At 66.6% G+C, this 15,348-nt stretch carries 11 protein-coding genes and 1 pseudogene; 5 read left to right on the forward strand and 7 right to left on the reverse strand.

Going from position 1 to position 15,348, the window contains the following annotated elements; translation table 11 throughout:
• Nucleotides 1-4: 4 nt before the first annotated feature.
• Together AC5P8C_RS00855 and AC5P8C_RS00860 are read left to right on the forward strand one after the other, a co-directional pair.
• A complete protein-coding gene (locus AC5P8C_RS00855) occupies nt 5-1,192 on the forward strand; it encodes a GDSL-type esterase/lipase family protein (RefSeq protein WP_026346994.1) in 1,188 nt (395 codons plus the stop codon).
• A gap of 10 nt (nt 1,193-1,202) precedes the next feature.
• Entirely contained in the window at nt 1,203-2,222 is a 1,020-nt protein-coding gene (locus AC5P8C_RS00860) for a sugar kinase (protein ID WP_019659761.1), read from the forward strand.
• Nucleotides 2,223-2,232: 10 nt separating this feature from the next.
• Here AC5P8C_RS00860 and AC5P8C_RS00865 read toward each other — a convergent pair whose 3' ends face one another.
• From AC5P8C_RS00865 to AC5P8C_RS00885, 5 genes are all read right to left on the reverse strand, one after another.
• The gene (locus tag AC5P8C_RS00865; RefSeq protein ID WP_495218220.1) at nt 2,233-3,090 is read right to left on the reverse strand and encodes a retropepsin-like aspartic protease; all 858 of its coding nucleotides are present in this window, start codon (nt 3,088-3,090) and stop codon (nt 2,233-2,235) included.
• A gap of 162 nt (nt 3,091-3,252) precedes the next feature.
• Entirely contained in the window at nt 3,253-4,704 is a 1,452-nt protein-coding gene (locus AC5P8C_RS00870) for a S41 family peptidase (protein WP_019659763.1), read from the reverse strand.
• An 87-nt stretch (nt 4,705-4,791) separates the two neighbouring features.
• Complete coding sequence (locus tag AC5P8C_RS00875) at nt 4,792-6,366, reverse strand: S15 peptidase family protein (RefSeq protein WP_019336523.1); 1,575 nt, start codon at nt 6,364-6,366, stop codon at nt 4,792-4,794.
• Nucleotides 6,367-6,520: 154 nt separating this feature from the next.
• Nucleotides 6,521-7,702, reverse strand: a complete 1,182-nt coding sequence (locus tag AC5P8C_RS00880) for a YadA family autotransporter adhesin (protein WP_227199427.1) — start codon at nt 7,700-7,702, stop codon at nt 6,521-6,523.
• Nucleotides 7,703-7,811: 109 nt separating this feature from the next.
• Nucleotides 7,812-11,168 carry a S8 family serine peptidase gene (locus AC5P8C_RS00885; protein WP_019659764.1) on the reverse strand — a complete coding sequence of 1,119 codons (3,357 nt, stop codon included), beginning with the start codon at nt 11,166-11,168 and terminating at the stop codon, nt 7,812-7,814.
• A gap of 339 nt (nt 11,169-11,507) precedes the next feature.
• Here AC5P8C_RS00885 and AC5P8C_RS00890 point away from each other — a divergent pair.
• The 3 genes and pseudogenes from AC5P8C_RS00890 to AC5P8C_RS00900 all read left to right on the forward strand — a co-directional run bounded on the left by AC5P8C_RS00890 (nt 11,508) and on the right by AC5P8C_RS00900 (nt 14,637).
• Nucleotides 11,508-12,808: pseudogene (locus tag AC5P8C_RS00890) on the forward strand (hypothetical protein).
• Between the two features lie 288 nt (nt 12,809-13,096).
• Complete coding sequence (locus AC5P8C_RS00895) at nt 13,097-13,837, forward strand: DNA/RNA non-specific endonuclease (RefSeq protein ID WP_019659766.1); 741 nt, start codon at nt 13,097-13,099, stop codon at nt 13,835-13,837.
• A 104-nt stretch (nt 13,838-13,941) separates the two neighbouring features.
• Nucleotides 13,942-14,637: an HAD family hydrolase gene (locus tag AC5P8C_RS00900; protein ID WP_019659767.1), complete on the forward strand. Its 696-nt coding sequence runs from the start codon at nt 13,942-13,944 to the stop codon at nt 14,635-14,637.
• Between the two features lie 7 nt (nt 14,638-14,644).
• Here the strand turns inward: AC5P8C_RS00900 and AC5P8C_RS00905 are convergent, their stop codons facing one another.
• Nucleotides 14,645-14,875 carry a hypothetical protein gene (locus AC5P8C_RS00905; RefSeq protein WP_495218221.1) on the reverse strand — a complete coding sequence of 77 codons (231 nt, stop codon included), beginning with the start codon at nt 14,873-14,875 and terminating at the stop codon, nt 14,645-14,647.
• A complete protein-coding gene (locus tag AC5P8C_RS00910) occupies nt 14,872-15,297 on the reverse strand; it encodes a VOC family protein (RefSeq protein ID WP_019659769.1) in 426 nt (141 codons plus the stop codon). Before AC5P8C_RS00910 ends, AC5P8C_RS00905 begins: the two co-directional genes overlap by 4 nt.
• Nucleotides 15,298-15,348 lie beyond the last annotated feature (51 nt).

Here is a 15,348-nt window from a genome sequence, read left to right on the forward strand (position 1 = left end):
GCCCATGCAGCGCTGGACACTTCTGTTTTCATTGACGCTCTGCTCCGCCATGACGGCGCCCGCTGCGTGGGCCGCACCCGTGTGGGTCACTGCCTGGACGGCCGCGCCCGCGCCCGACCGCAAGGACGGAACGTCCGATGCGCCGGTTCAGTTCGCCGCGCAGACCGTGCGCCAGGACATGCGTGTCGGCAGCCGTGGCGATGCGCTGCGGCTGCGCATCAGCAACGAGCTCGGCACGGCGCCGCTGCGGGTCGAGGACCTGCGCGTGGGAGTGAAGAACGGCAAGGCCGCACCGCTGCCGGTAACGGTGGATGGCCGCGCGGTCATCGAGGTGCCGGTCGGAGCCGCGCTGCTGAGCGACCCGGTGCGGATGCCGGTGGCAGCGCTGCAGGAGATCAGCGTGAGTGCCTATTTCCCGCAGCCCACCCGCCCCGCCGTGCGCCGCACCGAGCTGCGGGTCGCAGATGGCAGGCAGACAGCCGTCGCCGACAGCGTGCGGCTGAGCTACCAGCAGAACGTGTTCTCGGCAGTGATGGTGCAGCGTGATGATCGTCCCCAGGTAATCGTGGCGCTGGGCGATTCCATCACGGAAGGCGCCACCGCACGTCGCGGCACCTTCAACCAGTGGCCGGAGCGATTGGCGCAGCGCCTGCAGCAGGCCTGCCCGAACCGGTTCGTGGTACTCAACCAGGGCATCAGCGGCAACAAACTGCTTGACCATGGCCGCAGCCACAGTGCGCTGTCTCGATTGGATCGCGATGTGATCGCCGTGGCCGATGCCGATCAGGTGATCCTGTTCGAAGGCATCAATGACATCCGCCACGGCGGTGGCGCGCAGCCGCTGCCTGGACGCAGTGCGGCGGACATGCTGCTGGGCTATCAACAGGTCGCGGCGCGGCTGCATGCGCACGGCATCCGCGCTTGGCTGGGTACGTTGACCCCGTTCGGCGGTTCCGAGCGCTACGAGCCCGTGTCCGCCGCCACCCGCACCACGATCAACCAGTGGGCACGCGGCGGCAACAGCGGCTTCGATGGCATCATCGATTTCGATGCCGTGCTGCGTGACCCGAAGGCAGCCGAATCGCTGCCCAACGAGATCACCCGCGACCATCTGCACCCCAACGACGAAGGCTACCGGCGCATGGCCGATGCCATCGATCTGCGCATGCTGGGCTGCACTACCCCCGAGTGAGAGAGAACCGATGAGCCACGTCGTTTGTTTCGGTGAGTTGCTGCTGCGCCTGGGCGCGCCCGGTCGTGAACTGCTGCTGCAGACGCCGCAGCTGCAGGTTCATGTGGGAGGTGCCGAGGCCAATGTGGCGGTCTCGCTGGCCAGCCTGGGCCACGATGTGCAGATGGCCAGCACTGTGCCCGGCAACGCGCTGGGCCGGCATGCCGTGGCCGAGCTGCGGCGGCATGGCGTGGGCGTGGCCGCCGTGCGTGAAGTGGCGGGTGACCGCATGGGCCTGTACTTCCTGGCGACCGGTGCGGTGCAGCGCGCCAGTGAAGTGGTGTATGACCGGGCCGGTTCTGCATTCGCAAACAGCAATGCCAGTGACCATGCGTGGCCCGCCCTGCTGTCCGGCGCGCACCTGTTGCATGTCTCGGGCGTGAGTCCGGCGCTGGGCGCCAACGTGGCCGAGTCGGTGCTGGGTGCCATCCGTGCGGCTCGCGCGGCCGGCGTCCAGGTGTCCTTCGACGGCAATTATCGTCCCTCACTGTGGCGACGCTGGGATGGCGACGCAGCGGCGATCCTGCGCGAGGTCTTCGCCGAGGCCGACATTGTCTTTGCCGATCATCGGGACATCGAACTGGTGCTGGGGCTGCACTTCCCGCAGGACGATGCGGTCGCCCGAACCGAGGACGCTGCGGCCGCTGCCTTTTCCGCGTTCCCGCACCTGCGGTGGCTGGCCTGCACCCAGCGCGAGGTGATCAGCGCCGACCATCACGTGCTCGGCGCGCTGCTGCTGGGGCGCGATGGAACCCGCGCGCAGGCCGCTCCGAGGCCGCTGCCCGGCATCGTTGATCGCGTCGGCGGTGGCGATGCCTTTGCCGCCGGCATCCTGCACGGATTGCTGTCCGGGCTAGACGCAGAAAGCACCGTGCGCTTCGGACTGGCCGCGGGCGCGTTGAAGCACGCCATTCCCGGCGACTTCAGCCCGGTAGCGGAGGCGCAGGTGCTGGCTCTGCTGGGCAATGCAGGCGCGGATGTCCGGCGCTGAGCGCGCGTGATCACTCCGCCGGCGCGGTGACGAAGCGACGATTGGGGCGCAGATAGATGCTGCCGGAACGGGCATCCAGCAGGATATTGAACTGCTGCAGTACTTCGCTGCCAAGCGTGCCGTCGCCCGTGGAGCCTTCATCATCGACAGTGATCGAGGCTTTCTGCCCTTTCAGTTGCAGGGTCGAAATGCTGGCCTCGGGCACACGCACATCCACCGCGCGGATCTTCCGGCCCGCGCTGCCGCTGAACTGTGATGTTCCAAGTCGTTCCGGAAACGCTTCCTGCAGGCGGTGGGCGCTGCCGAAGGCGTAGGACAGGTCGATGTTGCCGTTGCTGCCGGTGTCCAGGGTAAGCCAGGGTGCGAAAGTGCTGCTGCCGTTGCCGAGCGTGACCTGGATGGCTGGGATATTGTCGATCCAGCGCACGTTGGCCCGGATATACCCCGCAAGGTCGGGAACATCGTCGTGCACGCGCAGCAGGCTGCGGTCGTAGTCGATCTCCAGCACCTTGCCCTGGAAGAAGGTCCAGCCCAGTACTGCATCGAAGGGGCGCCCCGTGTAGTCGATCACCACGGCCCCCATCGGTCGCTGCACGCCGCCGATTTGCACGGCGTTGTGCGTGCTGTAGTCGAGAAGCGTGACGCCATCGGAACCGGTGTTCTCACTCTGGTCGTCAATGACCAGCTTCGCGTCCTGCTGGATGTGCCTGTCAACGGCCATGGCCGACGCGCCTGTATCGACGAGAAAGCGCAGTGGTCGCGAGCCGTTGATCGTACCCTCCACGTAGATCCGGTGATCCTTGCCCAGCTCGAAGGGTACTTCGGTGACCGCAGCACCTGCTGCGAAAGGCACCAGCATGATCAACATCGCGCATTGAAGCGCAGTACGAGGCAGTTCGCACATCCGAGGGCTCCTTCGTTCAGTAGAGCTGCAGCAGCGGTTGCCGGGCTCATTGCGGGTTGGATGCAGCTGCCGGTGGAAAGGTTTAATGTGCCGGAACTGCTTCACCGGTACGCCACCAGGACGGGATCATCGTCCGGAGATCCACGCCTCAAGTGCTGCGGTGTCCCGCATGTCGCCGGTATAGCGATGCTCGGGCACGTGCGGTTCGTTCGAACCACGCACCCGCCCCCGGAACACCTTCATCGGCACTGAAATCCTGGCCAGCCCGCTTGGCAGCCGCTCTGGCCGCACGTCCATGTAGAGACTGTCGGCCGATGTCTCGACGCCCACCTGCACCGCGCCCAACCGCTTCCACAGGTCCAGCGCATCCAGGCAGGCCGAACCACAGGCGGCATCAGCCACGATCACCACCCTGCCCTTGCGCAGCGGTGCGGCCGGGCCTGAGGTTGGTGCTGTATCTGCGCTGGCCTCGGACGGCTCGCGCCACAACGCCTCACCCCGGCCGCGTGCCTGTGCCATGCCCGCCGTCACCGACTCCAGCATGCGACGCAGCTCTGGCGACGCGTCGGGCGCCTGCACCAGCTTCTGCAGGAAGCTGCGCAACTGGGCGATGTTGGCCTCGGAGGTCCGCCACTCCACCCAGCTGGGGTCGGGCAGCACGTCCACGGCGGCCCGGCCCCAGATCAATCGCGCCAGTTCGATGCTCCATTGCGAAGCTCCGCCGCTGTTGCCACGCACGTCCAGCACCACCGACGGTGCCTGCTGCAGTGCTTCGGCTTTCGGAGCAAGCTGCTCAAGCAGGGCGGTCAGTTCCTTGAAGTTCTGCTCCGTGGGGTCGGCATTGAAGCTGCTGGTGGTGATCCAGTAGCCGCCATCGGGCATGATGCGCCAGCCGTTCGCCGGGCGGAAGCTGCGCCGGGTGTCGGCCAGACGCTCCTTGCGCTGTGCCGCCTGCAGTGGCTGCCACTGCAGTGCGTAGGATTTTTCGTGTCCATCCACCTGGAAAACGCAGGTGCGCAGCGTGGGCACGAACGGATTGCCCTGATCCAGCAGCACTTCGCCACCGCCGTGGATGCGGCTGGCCTGCAGGTTCCAGCGCCCGCTGAAGTCCCCGATCCGGCGCGCAGCCAGCGTCTGTGCATCGATGCCATCACAGGACAGCAATCGCGCCCCAAGTGGCGGATGGCCATGGCCACCATCCACGGTCATGACCAACTGCGCATCGCCGTCGAAACCGGTCAGGAACCCGGGCCACTGCGTTGGAACATCGGGAGCGTCGGCAAGCGCGTTGAGGCTGACATGCCCATCGTTGAAGAACGCCGCATAGCCTTTCATCGCCCACCAGTAGCCCTGGTAGTTGGTGACCCGACCTGCACGCGAACGTGCAAGCGCCTGGGCCTCGTCGAGCTGCGCGCCGAACCCGGGATTCCGCAGATCCACTGCGCCCGGATGACTGCCACGCAGGGCGGCGTCGGCAGCGTCCAGATCCTTCAACAGCGTGTCCGGCCAATCGATCGGCGCACCTTTCGCGGTGGGTGCCGCGAGCACCGCACCGAGCAGCAGCCATGCAATGACCATGGATTCATCCGTTTGCCGGGACAAACACGAGTCTCGCAGTTTTCCGGCCCGGTGTACCGCGCCCGCCGCAACGGGCGCGGCCGCACATCAATGCAGCGGCACTTTCAGCACCGACGGCGCATTGGCTGGCGAGGTGAAGGTCACCGCCCCACCCAGCTGGCTGATGCCCGCATAGCGCAGGTCCACGGTATCGACCACCAAGGTCAGGCGGCTGCCGGCTGGAAGGTTCCAGCTGCTCGCTTCCAGCCGCAGGTCGAGCGTTTTCGCCTGGCCCGGCGTGGCACCGCGCAAGGTGTACGGCTTGTGGCTGATCAACTGACCATTGCCCAGCACATCCTCGGCGTACAGGTAGGCGTACAGCGTGGTGTTGGCACGGCTGGGCGTGACCGTCAGGCGCACTTCCGGCGCACCGTCCAGGCGTTTGGCGCTCCACTGGATCGGCCCCTGCCAGACACCGGCGGCACTGCGGCCAACAAACGGTACGTAGGCACCCGGCGGCAGGTTGATCATCTGCAGCGCGCCGGAGGCCATCGCCACGCCGGAATTGGCCGCAGTCAGCAAACCGCTGCCGATGCGGTAGTTCCAGCCGGTGCCGCCACCGTGCTCGGCCAGGCCGCCGGTCGGCAGCAGCAAACCAGAGGGTGCGGTCAGGCCGTAGCTGACCGCACCCTTGCTGGTCGCCTGCCAGTCCGGGTAACTGCTCCAGCTGCCCTTCTGTGACTTCAGCTGCACCGCCGGCTGGCGGTCGATGCCGTTGGCCACTGCCTTCAGATAGTGATCGAACCAGTCACCCACCTGGTCATAGACTTCGTTGGGAATGCCCAGTGCACCGAGCGCTTCGTTGAGCGCGTGGTCACCGTGGCGCAGCTGCAGCTGCTTCGGGCCTTTCAGCCGGTTGAAGAAATCAACCAGCTGGCCCGGCGGGAACAGGCTGTCGTTGAAGGCGTTGGCCAGGAACACCGCCGGCTGGTTGGCGTTGATCTCGTCGATGCTGGCCGCGGGACTGCGCTGCGCCGCCACCGGCAACAGCGAATCCACCGCGCCCTGGTAGTTGCCCGCCAGAACATTGCGGTTGATCGTGGCCAGCTCCGCGCCAGGGCGTCCGGTCACCAGGCCGGCCGCAACCAGCAGTGCGATGCCCTGCGCGCTCGGGGTGTCGTTGCTGTACAGCGACGCCTGCAGATCGGCCCAGCCACTGAGCGCGGCCACGGCCTTGATGCGCGGATCGCGTGCCGCCGCCAGCAGGCTCGTGCCCGCACCGTAGGAGATGCCCGAAACGCCGATCCGGTCCGGGTCAGCGCGGGTGTTGTCCAGCGCCCAGTCGATCAGCGCGCTGACATCCTCCACCGTGGAGGGCCCGGCGATGTCGATGCTGCCGCCGGATTCCCAGAAGCCACGCGAGCTGTAGCTGATCACCACATAGCCGCGCTGTGCCAGCGACTGCGCCACCCCCACGTACTCCACGCTGGGCACCGCCCAGCTGCTGGGCATCACCAGCAGCGGATAGCGCCCGCCGCCCGCATCCTGCGGTTCGATGACGAAGGCCCCGAGAGGCGTTCCATCCCAGCCGGCAATGGTGCGATGGGTGGTCTTGACCGTCGCGGCCCAGGCAGTGGGCGCCAGGCCGGTCAGCAGGATCAACAGCAGCAATACCTTGCGCATCGTCGTCTCTCCCCGTCGGTGGTGGTGCAACGGGTTGGACCGTACCAGTGCGAATGGTGAGTGGCACCTTGCGACGCAGCATGACGTTTGCTGCACGCTCGCAGCGCTTGTTGGCTGAACAGGGGGCGCTGCACGCCCCCTGCCCTGCATTGCCTTACAGGTCTACGCCGAAGCCCATGCCGGCAGACCTCTCGCCATTGCTGAAGGCACCACCCAGCGAGAAGGAAGCACGCTCGCCGATCCGTTTACCGTATCCGATCGACAGCGCCTGCTCGCCACCCTGGAAGCCGGCACCCACCGCAATGCGACCGCGCGGGCTCTGTGAGCCGGCGGCGTTGATGGCCATGTTCAACATCGCCGAGCTCATCGCGCCCATGCGGTCGATCCGCTGGTCCTGATGACGCAGGCGGCGTTCCATCTCCTGCTTCAGCCCGTTGTTGTCCAGCGCGAACTGCGCCAGGCGCTGGTCGGTGTAGGCATTGGCCGTCGTCACCGCCTGCGCGGACTTCGTATCGGTATAGGAGTTGGCCGAGGAGAGCGTGGTTGCGCTACTGGCATCGGTATAGGCCTTTGAGGTCGTCACTGCCGCGGCGCTGCTCGCGTCGGTGTAGGCGTTGACGGAGTTGATGGTCGCCGTGGCCCGCGCATCGGCATAGCTGTTGGCCGAAGTCAGCGTATTGGCGTTGGCGGTATTCATCTGATTGAGGTTCACCGCATCGGTGCCCTGCGTGGCGGCGGCCACGTTGGTCAACTGGCGTTCGTTGCCGGCGCTGCCTACCGATACCGAGTTGGCACGGTCGGCGACGGAGCCATTGCCCAGTGCAACGCTGTCGTTTGCAGAAGCGATGGCACCATTGCCCACGGCACTGCTGTTGTTGCCACTGGCTTCGGACAAGCTGCCGAGCGCGGTGCTGTTTTCGCCCGTGGCGTTGCTGCCAGCGCCTGACGCGGTGGAGAACGAGCCCGTTGCGGAGCTGCCCGAGCCACTGGCACTGCTGAAGTCACCACTGGCGGTGGCGCTGTCGCCGATCGCCGCACTGTTGGCGCCGGAGGCGGAAGCACCTACGCCCACGGCGGCGCTCTGGTCGCCGGAGGCGCTGCTGGCTGCGCCGATCGCCGTACTGCCGGTGCCGCTGGCACTGGCGCCGGTTCCGACGGCCGCCGATAGATCACCGCTGGCATCGGCACCACTGCCGCACGCCAGCGAGGCGGCACCACCGGCGCTGGCGCCACCGTTGGACACGCCGCCGAAGCCATCGTCCAGCTGGCAGGTATCACCGGCCCACGCCGGTGCGGTTGCCATGGCCAGTGCCACGGCAAGGATGTGCTTGTGCATCGTCTTCACGGTACCCCCGAGGTCCATCAGGAAGGGTTCCCGGCAAGCGCCGGAAACGGTGGGAAACCGGCCGCCCCTGCACAGGGGCGGCCGGGATGCTGCTGGCGCCTTACGGCGTTACGGTCAAGGCGACACGGACAGCAGTCTTCGGCGTGCTCGGGTCATTGCTGCCGACACAGACGAAGCCCGAATAGCTGCCCGGCGCGAGGCCGCTGGCATTGATCTGCACCTGCGTGCTCTGGCTGCCGCCTGCGGAGATGCGGCCCAGGGCACGGGTCGGTGTGCCGATCCAGCCGGCGCCGCACGCATTGCTTCCGCCCAGCCCATAGGCCAGCCCAGGCGCGCCGGCGGTGGCGGACCAGGCACCGCTGCCATCGGGATTGATGATCGCGCTGCGGTACACGCTGTCGCCGCTGGTGGCGTTGAACCAGAACCAGCTGGTAGCCAGCGGCGCGCGCACCGAGACCACCAGCCAGTAGCGGCCTGCCGGCAGGTTCACGTTCTGGCCTGCAGCGGCCAGGTCAAGGTTGATGGTGGCAAGCGTGGCCGACGTTCTTACGCCCGGACCGCTGACGGTGGAGGTGTAGCTCCACAGCGCCAGCTGGGGGCTCGATTCCGGATTGCCCTCCGGATTGCCGCCAACATCCCGGTAGATCGACCAGTTGATGTTGGTCGAAGTTGCCAGCGAGCCACCGTTGACGAAGCCGTCAGCGACGATGCGGGTAATGCCGGTGGCCTCGCCCAGAGTGAAGTCATCGGCACCAAGCTGTGCACGTGCACCCACTGTCGCCGCATCGGTGAAGCGCGTCGAGCGACGGCCATTGGCGTTGTTTGGCGCCTGCGCTACCAGCATGCGGGTGCCCACTCCGGAATTGTCGATCTGCCATTCCAGCGGTGAGCCGCCGGTATTGGCGATCTGCAGGTTCACCGTTCCACTGCCACCGGCCGGCAGGGTCAGCGAGTTCGTCGGCGGCGTGGCGGCGATCTGCGGCGGCGGCACCGACACGGCGATCGGCAGGCGCAGCAGCGGCTGGCTGGTATCACCGCCCTGCGGTGAGAGGGTGAGCCTGGCAAAGCGCCAGCTGCCATCGTTCGGTACCGAACCGGTGGTGACGATGACCCGCACCGACTTGCTTTCACCCGGCGCCAGGGTAAACACCGATGGCGAGACAACCGCGGTCAGGCCCTGCACCTTTGCCGTCCACGTCTGCCGGGTCGGCAGCACATTGCGGAACACGCGGGTGAAGCTGCAGCTGTCCGCGCAGCTGCGCTTGCCGAGGCTGGCGATGTTGAGCGACGACACTTCACCCCCATTGGCTGGATTGGCGGCCAGGAAGTTGGTCTTGGTCTCGTTGAGCACCAGCCCTGCGCGCAGTGCCTGGTCCACCTGGATGCGTCCAGCGCCCATCGCGAATGCGTCGGCCGGTGTGACGCCATCTTCCTTCAGCACCTCCTGCCGCGCGGTCATCATCAACGCCGAGCGTGTCTCCTGCACGGTCCAGTCAGGACGCGCCTGGCGCAGGAGCGCGGCGGCACCGGCGTGATGTGGTGATGCCATCGAGGTGCCGTCCATCAGGCCGACGGCGTTCTCCGAGCCGGTCACCTCATTGCCTGCGATCACGGCCAGCACACGTACACCCGGGGCGGTCACGTCCGGCTTGACCAGATCAAAGATCCCGGCCGGGCCGCGCGAACTGAAGTCGCCCAGCACATCCGGCGTATTGCTGATCTTGCTGGCCGGATAGGCAATGCCGGCGGTTGCGTTGTTGCCAACGCTCGACGCAAAGGTCCGCAGTGCATTGGCGTCCGACTGGTCGATGGCGAAGGCGGGAATGGTCGCCCCGGCCACGTTGGGCAGGATGGGGACCGGCTGGTTGTTGCCGATCAGCACGGCGATCGCACCCGCTGCAGCGGCGTTGTTGACCTTGTCGCTGAAGTTGCACGAGCCACGGCGGATCACCGCAACGGCGCCCTGGAAGGTATTGGCCGGGAACGGCGCGCACCCATCGTTGGCACTGTCGATGCCTGCACTGACACGCAGCGGCGTGGTTGCAGGAATCGGCGTTGCGAACGGCACGCCGCCCGAGCCTTCGGTCAGCAGGATGGCAGTGAGCGCCGGCGGCACGCTGCCGGGGCCGCTGACCGCAGCGAACAGCACGATGTCGCCGCGGCCATGCGTGGCCGCCGCAGTGCTGCCGGTCCAGGGTTCCAGATGGCCCATCGTGTTCGGACCTGGGCCGGAGTTGCCGGCCGAAGTGGCCACGTAGATGCCGGCATCGGATGCGTTGAGGAACGCCAGCGAGACCGCCTCTCCCCACGGCGCGGTGCCACCGGCAATGGAGTAATTGATGACGTCGACCACGCCATCGGCGAGGGCCTGGTTGACCGCTGCCAGCGTCGAGGTGTTCGGGCAGAAGCCGCGCCCGGTGGAGACCTCGGTGTAGCAGGCGTCGTAGGCGATGATGTTGGCGCGCGGCGCAACACCGGAAATGTGGATCTGGTTGCCACGGTAGGACGCAGTGTGCGGGTTGCCGGCGGCGGTGGAAGCGGTATGGCTGCCATGACCGTTGGTGTCACCAAATCCAGGCTCCTCGCGTACGTCCGCAACGCCACACTGGTTGCCCGGCGCACCGCAGACGAAGTCGTAGCCGCCGATCAGCTTGCTGTTGCAGCGACCTTCGTCGATGCCGCCCGGCGCGCAGGTGCCGAGGTAGTTGCCTGCGCCCAGCGGATTGACGTGCTCGTAACCATCTTCGGCGCGGGCGGTGAAGGCCGGGCTGCCGAAGTTGATGCCCGAGTCGATGACGCCGACCACCACACCTTCGCCACGGAACGGCGCAGGTGTGCCGTTCCACAGCGCAGGTGCGCCGATCAACCCCGGTCCGACGTCGGTGTCCTGCTCATACTCCCTGTACTCTTCAACCAGCTGCACATCGGGAAGTGCGCGCACGCGCTCCGCTTCCTGCGGATTCATCTGCAGCACCGATGCGTTGATCGCATGCTGCATGCGCCGTTCGACCTTTACGCTGCGACCCAATGCTGCATTGATGCGGGCCTCGTGCTGTACCTGGCGGTCAGCGAGGAAGCGCACATAGTCCTGCGAGCGTGCCCCCTTTACAGCGATGCGCGGTGTCGGCGCATTGCCGGTGGCTGCCGCTGCACGCGCGGCGCTGGCGGATGGGCGCATGCGTTCCGGTGCCGCGAGGCCCTGGATGTCGCCCTTGTAGGTGGCCAGCGGCTCCTCGCGGTAGACCACGATATAGCGGTTGGAGAGCTCGGCGAAGCCGCTACCCGGACCGCGTGCCGCAGGCCCGGACGGATTGCCGGCGCGCGCGTCCACCGAGGGATTGCCGGTCTTTGACTGGGCACCGGTACTGCGTATGCCCACGGCAGCGGCGGCCAGTGCGGCACCCGCCACCAGGGTCAGTGCAACCCATTTGCTTCGTTTGATCCATGCATTGCGCATCGAATACCCCCTTTTCATTGAAAGCCCGAGATGCACGCCGGCGTCAACGCCGGCGCTGTGATGTCTGGTGCTTCAATTGCGGGTGCGGCGCGTAGTCCCCGACGCCTTGCACCCCGCTGCGCCCCGGCAGCAGAATCGACACTACCTCAAAATTTGACGCGGCGCACAGTTTTTCGTGGCAGCGGCAAGACAGAGATCAGTACGCGAAAGTATGGATGCGCGCCTGCATGGCGTAGCCATGGCCCCGGCCGCCGAAGCGGCAACGCGTTCGTTGCCCGTCGTTGAAGGGCAACGGTGTCCAGTGCTATGACTGCCTGCGCCCATCAACGCACGGATGCCATGGATATTTTCCGCACTGCACTGATTGCCGGTGTTGCCTGTGCAGCAGGACCGGCATGGTCCGCTGAATCACCGATCGCAGACGCCGACGCGCGCGGAATCTTCATCGAAGCACGGCATCTGTGCCAGGTCGATGGCGGCCAGCTGTGGGGGCAATCCCTGTGCGGGCCGATGATGCTGGTCGATCCGAAGAGCCGCCAGGTCACCGCCTCGCATGCGGATGTACACGGCGCGTTGAAGGTGCGTGGCGAGGTGTTCGTGGGCCAGCTTCCGCCCGATGCGATCGTTGCCAACACCGCCGTGGAATGGTCCGGCATACGCTGGACGCAACTGCTCTGGCCATTGCCGCAGGACGTGTCCAGGCGCAGTACGCTGCTGGCTCACGAAATGTTCCATCGGTTGCAACCGGCGTTGCCCATCACCGCGCCGACCGAAGGCGGCAACGAGCACCTCGACACACTTGAAGGACGCTACTGGCTGCAGCTGGAATGGCGCGCGCTTGCGGATGCGCTCACGGCCACCGATGCAATGGCGCAGCACACTGCGGTGAACGACGCACTCGCATTCCGCGCCGAGCGCCACCGCCAGTTCCCTGCGGCAGCGCAGGAAGAAGCGGCGCTGGAATTGAACGAGGGCCTGGCCGAGTACACCGGCGTGTTCGTCGGCAACCCAACGCGCTCCACACGTATCCAGGCGGCGCTGCATGACCTTCGCGCGCACGTTGCCGATCGCAGTTTCGTCCGCTCTTTCGCCTATGCCACCGGTCCGGCCTATGGCCTGCTGTTGGACCAGGCGGCCCCCGGCTGGCGCAACCATCTCGCCCACCCCGCCCGGGACCTCGGCACGCATCTGGCCGAAGTGACCCGGACCCCGATGCAGCGGGGTGCGACCGAGCTGCGGGCCGCTGCTGCGCGCTACGGCGGACGGGCACTGCGGCCGAAATGCTGCGCGAACGGCAGCGCATTGCGCAGCTGGAACACAACCGTGCGCGCTTCGTGACAGGCCCGGTCGTGCGGCTGGATCTGCGCAGCATGCGCATCCAGTTCAATCCCAACACGATGCAGTCGTTGCCGGGCCGCGGCACGGTATATCCAACGATGCGGCTGACCGACACCTGGGGCAGCCTGGACGTCACCGACGGAGCGTTGATGCAGAGCGACTGGAAGGCCGTGTTCGTGCAGGCACCCGCAACTGCCCACCCGCCGCTACAGGGTCCAGGGTGGTCGCTGAGTCTGAAACCAGGATGGTTACTGGTGCCGGGAACACGCAACGGCGATTACGTGTTGAAGGCGACCCCCTGACAACACCCGCAGGCATCGCGATGCTCTAGCACGCGAGCGTTTCAGCCACGTCCTGCTCCATTTGACACATCTCCAGTGCTTGCGCGCTGTCACAGCTTCGTCCTTTCATCGTTGACCGAAAGACGACAGCTTGTGACGCTTACGACACCGCACGGCCTCCACGGCCCTGTCATCGCGGTCACGTCTCACCGCAATCCGTAGCACCCGTCTCCGCAACGTCCCCCATGACCTCGCCTCGGCCCGGTCGTGGCGGACGGCTGCGCCCTGAACTTCTGCTGGAGAACCGCAATGCGCCTTGCAAGCCTCTTCTTCGCGTTCGTCCTCAGTGCCTTCGCTGGCGCTGCCCAGGCCCAGGTCGTCACCCTCAACAAGGGCGGCTTCGTGCTCACCTACGACTGCAGCATCCACAGCGCCACCCGCTACGAGTACACGCTCACCGCCGACACCGGCTCGGCCGCGCGCCCGTCCAGCTTCTACAAGGATCCGGACCTGCCGGCAGGCTGCCTCGGCCAGACCAGCACCGCCTCCTACGCCAGCATCAAGTCCGGCTACGACCGTGGCCATCTCGTCACGTCCAATCACATGGACTACAACGCGACCTACATCCGCCGCGCCAACTACATGACCAACATCGTTCCGCAGGTGTCCAGCTTCAACCAGGGCATCTGGGTGAAGGCAGAGAACGTGGCCGAGTGCTACCGCGACATCGCGCCGGTGGATGTCTATGGTGGCGTGGTCTACGGCGACGCCTCCAACGACTACTTCCTTTCCAGCCACGGCATCCCGACGCCGGAGTTCTTCTGGAAGACCATCATCACCCGTGACCCGAACACCGGCACCGCCAAGGCGATCAGCTGGATCATTCCCAACGAAGCCAATCTGGGCAGCCTCGACAGCTATCTGGTGACCATCGCCGATCTGGAGGAGCTGCTGGGTGCGAGCTACGTCGCGATCAACGCACCGGCCTCGCTGAAGAACAAGCTGCCGGCCAGCACCTGGCCGCAGCCGGCGGGGTGTGACCTGGGCTGACCGGCCGGCCGGGAATGGGTGGCACCCGGTCCGGGTGCCACGCAAGGATGGCTGTGGGAAAATGGCGGGCAATTGCACCACCGCATTGCCCCCTGGAGCTGTAGATGTCCCGTTTCCCCTTCGATGCCGTGCTGTTCGACTGCGACGGCGTACTCGTCGATTCCGAGCCGCTGGTCGCCCGCGTTCTCTCGGAAATGCTGACCGCACGCGGCTGGCCGCTGACCCCGGCGCAGGCGGGTGAAGTCTTCCTCGGGCAGTCCGTGGCCCATCTGGCAGGGCTGATCGCAGAGCGCACCGGCAAGCCGTTCACCGAGGAATGGCTGGAGGAGTTCCGCCAGCAGCGCAACCAGGCACTGGAACGTGACCTGGAAGCGATCCAGGGGGCACCCGAGGCCGTGCGTGCGATCGCTGCGGCCACCGGTGGGCGGATCGCCTGCGCCTCCGGCGCCGATCTGCTAAAGGTGAAACTGCAGCTGGGCAAGGTCGGCATCCTCGATGCCTTCGGCGACCACGTCTACAGCGGCCAGGACATGCCGAACACCAAGCCGCACCCGGACGTCTACCTGGCGGCCGCTGCCGCGCTGGGTGTGGATCCGAAGCGCTGCGCGGTCATTGAAGACACCGTGACCGGTGCGACCGCCGGTGTGGCCGCAGGTGCCACCGTGTTCGGCTTCAGCGAGGGCGGCCCGCACCACAGCACGCCCGAGGCTCTGCGCGCGGCCGGTGCCCAGGTGATCTTCCAGCGCATGGAAGATCTTCCCGCACTGCTGGCGGCCTACACCGCCGACGCTGCCGCCTGACCCGGCGTCAACCCGCAGCGCCCTGCCCGGCGCTGCGGCACCTGCCGCTGTAGTGCAGCGCAAACAGGTACAACCCGGTGAACAGCTGCAGGAACAACGGCGGCAGCGGCGAATAGGTGATCCACGCCGCAGGCTCGCCGTGCCCCAGCCCGCGCACCACGAAGTTGGCGATCACCGCCAGGGTGAACACGATCGAGGTCCAACGATGCACGGGCCGTGCCCAGCCACCGCAGCTCATTGCCGGCGCCTCGCTTCGGAACGGGCTTCGATCATCTTCCAGCCATTGCCCGATGGATCGCGGAATCCGGCGTCGACGGCGCCAAAGCGCTCGATCGGCTCCTGGGTGAATTCCACGCCCTGTGCCAACCACTGCGTGTAACGCGCCTGGCAGTCATCCACAGCCAGCACCAGGGGCGGCATTGCGCCTTTGGCCACCAGCTGCTGCAGCGAAAGCGCGGTGGCCGCATCGTGGGTGGGCGGACCCGGCACGAACAGGCCCAGCTGGAAACCGTCCTGGCCTGGGCTGCGTACCGTCAGCCAGCGGTAGCTGCCATTGCGCACGTCGGTATGCACTTCGAAACCGAGCTTGCCGACGTAGAACGCCAGCGCCTCATCCTGGTCGCGCACATACAGGCCGACCGTGTTCACCATATCTGACATGCAGCACCTCCTCTCAAGTGCGCCTACGTTACGCCCCGACGAGGCGGTTCT

Source organism: Stenotrophomonas sp. YJH_SMC_46, assembly GCF_059370315.1.

Excerpts from the sequence above, each read along its gene's own strand:
- AC5P8C_RS00880 (WP_227199427.1), bottom strand. The coding sequence starts at position 7,702 with ATGCACAAGCACATCCTTGCCGTGGCACTGGCCATGGCAACCGCACCG.
- AC5P8C_RS00865 (WP_495218220.1), bottom strand. The coding sequence starts at position 3,090 with ATGTTGATCATGCTGGTGCCTTTCGCAGCAGGTGCTGCGGTCACCGAA.
- AC5P8C_RS00885 (WP_019659764.1), bottom strand. The coding sequence starts at position 11,168 with ATGCGCAATGCATGGATCAAACGAAGCAAATGGGTTGCACTGACCCTG.
- AC5P8C_RS00910 (WP_019659769.1), bottom strand. The coding sequence starts at position 15,297 with ATGTCAGATATGGTGAACACGGTCGGCCTGTATGTGCGCGACCAGGAT.
- AC5P8C_RS00875 (WP_019336523.1), bottom strand. The coding sequence starts at position 6,366 with ATGCGCAAGGTATTGCTGCTGTTGATCCTGCTGACCGGCCTGGCGCCC.
- AC5P8C_RS00870 (WP_019659763.1), bottom strand. The coding sequence starts at position 4,704 with ATGGTCATTGCATGGCTGCTGCTCGGTGCGGTGCTCGCGGCACCCACC.
- AC5P8C_RS00855 (WP_026346994.1), top strand. The coding sequence starts at position 5 with ATGCAGCGCTGGACACTTCTGTTTTCATTGACGCTCTGCTCCGCCATG.
- AC5P8C_RS00905 (WP_495218221.1), bottom strand. The coding sequence starts at position 14,875 with ATGAGCTGCGGTGGCTGGGCACGGCCCGTGCATCGTTGGACCTCGATC.
- AC5P8C_RS00895 (WP_019659766.1), top strand. The coding sequence starts at position 13,097 with ATGCGCCTTGCAAGCCTCTTCTTCGCGTTCGTCCTCAGTGCCTTCGCT.
- AC5P8C_RS00860 (WP_019659761.1), top strand. The coding sequence starts at position 1,203 with ATGAGCCACGTCGTTTGTTTCGGTGAGTTGCTGCTGCGCCTGGGCGCG.
- AC5P8C_RS00900 (WP_019659767.1), top strand. The coding sequence starts at position 13,942 with ATGTCCCGTTTCCCCTTCGATGCCGTGCTGTTCGACTGCGACGGCGTA.